At 43.0% G+C, this 5398-nt stretch carries 6 protein-coding genes; 4 read left to right on the top strand and 2 right to left on the bottom strand.

The genetic code is table 11. The features are described from left to right. Positions 1-75: 75 nt before the first annotated feature. Positions 76-846, bottom strand: coding sequence for an NIPSNAP family protein (locus VIP81_RS16175; protein ID WP_331962870.1), 771 nt, complete (start codon positions 844-846; stop codon positions 76-78). A 96-nt stretch (positions 847-942) separates the two neighbouring features. On the opposite strand from VIP81_RS16175, the gene VIP81_RS16180 reads away from it, so the two are divergent. From VIP81_RS16180 to VIP81_RS16195, 4 genes are all read left to right on the top strand, one after another. Then, on the top strand, positions 943-2058 hold the full coding sequence (locus VIP81_RS16180) for a suppressor of fused domain protein (RefSeq protein WP_331962873.1): 1116 nt from the start codon (positions 943-945) through the stop codon (positions 2056-2058). 153 nt (positions 2059-2211) lie between these two features. Beyond that, on the top strand, positions 2212-3072 hold the full coding sequence (locus tag VIP81_RS16185; RefSeq protein ID WP_331962876.1) for a TraB/GumN family protein: 861 nt from the start codon (positions 2212-2214) through the stop codon (positions 3070-3072). Positions 3073-3083: 11 nt separating this feature from the next. Beyond that, positions 3084-3587, top strand: a complete 504-nt coding sequence (locus tag VIP81_RS16190; protein ID WP_331962879.1) for an RNA polymerase sigma factor — start codon at positions 3084-3086, stop codon at positions 3585-3587. Beyond that, positions 3577-4206 carry a hypothetical protein gene (locus VIP81_RS16195; protein ID WP_331962882.1) on the top strand — a complete coding sequence of 210 codons (630 nt, stop codon included), beginning with the start codon at positions 3577-3579 and terminating at the stop codon, positions 4204-4206. Before VIP81_RS16190 ends, VIP81_RS16195 begins: the two co-directional genes overlap by 11 nt. A gap of 53 nt (positions 4207-4259) precedes the next feature. Here VIP81_RS16195 and VIP81_RS16200 read toward each other — a convergent pair whose 3' ends face one another. Beyond that, complete coding sequence (locus tag VIP81_RS16200; protein ID WP_331962885.1) at positions 4260-5156, bottom strand: glycerophosphodiester phosphodiesterase family protein; 897 nt, start codon at positions 5154-5156, stop codon at positions 4260-4262. Between the last annotated feature and the right edge of the window lie 242 nt (positions 5157-5398).

Consider the following 5398-nt stretch of genomic DNA (forward strand, 5'->3'; position numbering starts at 1 on the left):
GAGTATGTTTGCGAAGGAAGTAGCGGTGTAAAGTCCGGATAGACAACTGCGTGCAGCTATCTATCCGGCGCATTATTATAAATCTGAATAATTCGTTGGTTTTAAGAAAAGGATGTCTGACTTAGATACGTTGTGCGCGTATTCTTCCATGGCCGACAGGTTTTTCCATTTTGCATCCGCGCTAAAGGCCTTCCAGTGTGCATCCCGGTCTTCCTTACTATTAAAGGTGGTCATGTACATGAGGTTCGGCATACGTGAACCGGAAATAACGGACGCATAAAAAACAGCATTGAAATTAAGATTTTTGAAGATGCCGATTTCATCGCCGGTATTAAACATCTTTACTTTGTTGACATGGTATTTTTCAGAAGGACTTTCATAGCTCCGTAATTCGTATACCCGTTCACTTTTGGGTGACTGCAGTGAAGGGGCCTGTAGTACCGGCATATCGGGGAATGCCTGTAGCAGAATGGATTCAATACGGGTATAAGGGATATTGTTCCATATTGCATCCGTATATTCGGCGCCGTTAGTCTGTAGCGTTTTGTCTGATTGCAGCGTTTTATCCAGTCCCGCAAATTGTTCCAGCGACTGGAAGGGAATGAATACATAGATCCTGATATCAGCAGTATCTGTAGCGACTGGTTTAAACACGCCAGCCTGTTCGATACCAGCGCGGTGCAGGGCGGGCAGAAAAGCTTTTTCCAGGTAGTTATCTACCAAAGTTTCCTGTGCGGTTGTTTTCAGGTGGTAGATTTTAATCTGGTAGAATTGTCGCTCTTTTGCGGAAAGTGTAACGGAGCATAAGAGCAGGAGTGCCAATAAGCAAGTGGAATATTTCATCATAGAATAATTGTATAATTGACAAAATACAGTAAATAAATCAGGATTTATAGTCCTGTTTGAATGCACTACTTTTGAACGATCTTAAAAAATGTAATTATGTCTGAGCCGGTAATGTTGATAGACCAGCCTAATAACCGAGGAACTTTATATGCTGTAGTGGAACAAGACGACAGAGTGGCTTATTTCTACCTGTATCCGTCAGAGTTGTTGCAATCTAAATATAACCCACGTCCGTGTTGGTTGCGTAACCTGCAGGCAGCGCCTGAAAAGAAGGATGTTGCTGCCATGAAAGAAGGTATGGCGCCCATGCTGGAAGCAGCTTATTGCAATCATCCGCAGGGAAAGGAACCGTTGGAGAAAGAGCGGATTTCTATTATATGGATGGAAGAAGGAGATGGAGCAGCATTGATGTATGATGGAGAAATACTGGGTGTTATCCCCGGATGGAGTTTATATAATGAAGAACATGCGGTGGCTTATGCGGCCGATTGTACAGGAGCTGGTGAAAATGACCGGCTGATGCCGTTGGGTAAACGTGGCACCAATGCCATGTATGAGCGGGTAGATCAGGCAATGGCCTTCTGGAATGAGTGGTCCGATGAAACTTCCCAGGCCTGGGGTATCTTACAGGATAAGTATATTAATGCCTATGAGGCGGAATATGGCACCATTCAACAGTATTACGCTATTGATGGCGGACAGTGGCCTCCTATGGCATTGGGTAAGTTTGAAAAAGAAGGTGTGGTATACCTCTTTACCCTGGGGATGAGCATACGGCCTATGCCCTGGGTGGAGCTGTTGTATAGCGACCGGGCGCCCGGTTTCCGCCGGATGGAGCTGGCCATGGCAGTGAGTAAAGCAGATTTCACCGATAAAGAAATTATGACCATGGCAGGATTGATGTCTGGCTTGGCAGACCGGCCCTGGAAACAGGTTACCTGGCTGGGAGAGGGGCATACCGTGAGTGCGGAAGATCTGCCGGCGCCTTACGAAAGTGTGGTGATATCAGCTGCTTTATACAATGGGCCGGCCATTCAACTGCCCGAAGTATATGGCGATAAGGTGAACCTGTATTGGTTATCCCCGATTACCAAACTGGAACGTGAGTTTGCGCATTTCAGGCCTAATGCAGGATATGATTTATTAGAGAAGATGATTAATCACAACCTGAATCATATTGTGACGAAAAGAGCAGAATTGCCTTTTGAATAATTAGTATACATTTATAGTGTAAGATAAAAGGCCTGCAACTTGCAGACCTTTTCCTTGTCCATAGCTCGTTCTGGATTTTTTTAAAAAAGTTTAAAAAATCTGTAACGAAATGATTTTACCGGCTACTAATCAGGAAAAGAAAATTAAAAGCATATGAAAATCATCCCCGCTATTGCACTCCTGTTAACCAGTTTATTTACCGGCCATGCAAAGGCACAGCAGCCCGCCTCCGAAAAATCGCTCCTCTGGGAAGTGAGTGGCAACGGGCTGGACAAACCTTCTTATATCTACGGCACTATTCACCTGATCTGTGAAAGTGATTTCAGGATAACAGATAAAGTGAAAAAGGCTTTTGATAAATCATCTCAGCTGGTACTGGAAGCAGACATCTTTAGTCCCGAAATAAAAAATGAAGTACAACAGGAGATGATGTCGGACGTGCCACTGAGCAAGAAACTGGCAGCATCAGACTATGCAGCCATCGATTCTATTCTGAAGCTGAAATGCGGTATGCCACTGAAGGTATTGGATAATTACAAATTGTCGATGGTGATGTCGCTGGTAGCTATTAAATTATTCCCCTGCACCGCGCCACAGTCTTACGAAGCAGCCTTTGATAAAATGGCGAAAGAAAAAAATATGCACAAAGCTGCATTGGAAGAAGTGATTGCACAACTGAAACTCCTCAATAAAGCCTATACTGATTCACAAATCATAGCACAGGTAAAATCATTTGACAGCGCGCAGGCAGGCACCAATACCATGGTAGCACTGTATAAAGCAGAAGATATTAACGGACTGTTTAAATATATGACCACACCGGATTTGATGGATGAAAATACTATTAAATGGATGCTGGTAGAAAGAAATAATGACTGGGCGGAAAAGATGCCTGCCATGATGAAGAAAGAGAGCAACTTCTTCGCAGTGGGAGCGGCGCACCTGCCAGGACCCATTGGTATCCTCGCGCTGTTAAAAGCAAAAGGATATACTGTTAAGCCCATTATGAATTAAAACCCCCTATTTTGAAAAGCAAGGAAAAAGAATTTCTTGACCTGATAGCTACCCACAAGGGAATTATTCATAAGATTTCCAAAATGTATATGGATGCGGAAGATGATCAGCAGGACCTGACGCAGGAAATCATCTATCAATTGTGGAAATCTTTCGACTCCTTCCAGCAGCAAAGCCGTTTTTCTACCTGGATGTACCGCGTGGCACTGAATACCGCTTTGGTATTTTTCAAAAGAGGAAAAAAGAAGGTAGCCCTTACCGATATAATGCCGGAGCAGATAGCGATGGAAGAAAATGTAACGGCCACCAAAGAACTGCAACTGGCGCACTTTTACAAAGCGGTACAAAAACTGGAAAGACTGGAAAAGGCGCTGGTTTTCCTGCATCTCGAAAACTATTCGCATAAGGAAATCGGAGATAACCTGGGGATTTCAGAAGGAAATGCGAGAACAAAACTCAGCAGGGCGAAAGACAAATTAAAAGAACTCATTAAACAACAAGGTTATGAATTTTGATGATGATATAAAATCTGCATGGAACAGTGAGGAGAATGATGATCCGGTGGTGGTGCCTTCCAGCGTACACCTGTTGAAAACAGTACAACTGCCTATAGAAAGAATCCGGACAAATATGAAATGGGAGTTTTACTTGCAGTTGATTGGTTTAATATTTATCGGATTTTGGCCGCGGTTTACCTATTTCAGCCCGGCGTTGGTGGTTCCTTTTTACGCGGTATATTTTGTAGCACTGACTATTTCCGTTTATTATTTTTCCAAATTTCAACTTTTTTATGAACGTCTTGGGGGAGGCATGTTGCGTTCCAAAGACCATTTGTATGAATTGTATTATGAAGCACGCCTGAACATTGAAATGTATAAAGCGTTCGCCTATACGTTAATTCCTTTGGCTTTGATAGGTATATCGCTGCATATGGCGAGCACGCAGGATGAGAAATTGAAGTTGGTTTTTCGGGCCGCTTTGGTTTATCAGTGGGTGGCCGTGCTGTTAGTAGGCCTCTTCCTTTTTGCCATGATATTGATCATGGTAGTAACGGAGCTTTGGATAAGATTTTATTATGGGAAGTACATGAAACAAATAAAGATCGTATTGGACGAGTTTAAGGAAAACGCTTAATTTTTTAGTAATGAAAAAAGGTTGGTCATTTGTACATGACCAACCTTTTTTCATTATTGCTGGTAGCTACCTGCTACTTTAATCAGCTTATCCGGTGCGTTGGTAATGATCCCATCGACACCATCGGCTATCAGTTTTTTGAAATCGCTATCTTCATCTACAGTCCATGGAAGTACGGCTACTTTTTTAGCATGTGCTTCCTTTACCAGGTCGGCTGTAACCAGCAGGTAGTAAGGGCTGTAGATATCCGGTGCGAAGCCCAGCTTTTCCAGGTTGGCGCTAAAACTATCTTTATTACCAATTAATAAAGCAGTTTTTTGTTTGGGAAAAGTTTGATGCAATACCTGTAAAGTGCGTACATCAAAAGATTGGATAATCACTCTGTCGGTAATTTTCTTTTCCCTGATCACCTGCATCAGTAATGCTACAAATTCCTTTGGTGCTGGATTGTAGGTGCCATCGCCATCGGGAGAACTTTTGGTTTCCATGTTGTAATACACCGGTTTCAGGTGATGTGCTTTGACGTAGGCTTCTACGCTGTCAATCAGGACCGACAGCAATGGTTTGTGCACCATCATTTTTTCCTGTTGTGGAAAACGTGGATGAGGTTTGGTGCCGGCATCATATTTCTGGATGCTGTCGTAAGTCATTTTATAGAGGGCCAGGCTTTTCTCTTCTGCTTTGGTCACATCTGATCCGTCTGGTTTGCGCATAAATTCGGCGGACATATAGCTGTCATGCGATACTGCTACTTTGTTGTCTGCGGTAATAACGCAATCCAGTTCCAATGTTCTGGCGCCCAGTTTCACGGCGTTGAGCATGGCTGGAATGGTATTTTCCGGCAGGAGTGCCATACCACCGCGATGTGCCTGTACATCGATCGATTGTTGTGCGAAGGCGCAGCCGCAAAGTAATGCGCTGCATAAAGTTAATGCGATACTACGGTTCATGTCAATGATTTATTTTTAAGATTATTTCAGTAACCATATTTGTCCATTGATGTTATCGCATATATGATCTACTAAAACGGAGCTGGCGGTAGTGAACACCTAAATATAATCCGCAAAGTGAAATATAAATGAGTAATCAGCAAGGTTATTTTAATGTTAAGCGGCAACGGGGATAAACATTTTCTTATCATGTTAAATACCCGGAAACAGGTAGCTGTAAGTCAATATATTAACACATTCCG

Source organism: Chitinophaga sp. (assembly GCF_036566945.1).
GTDB lineage: Bacteria > Bacteroidota > Bacteroidia > Chitinophagales > Chitinophagaceae > Chitinophaga.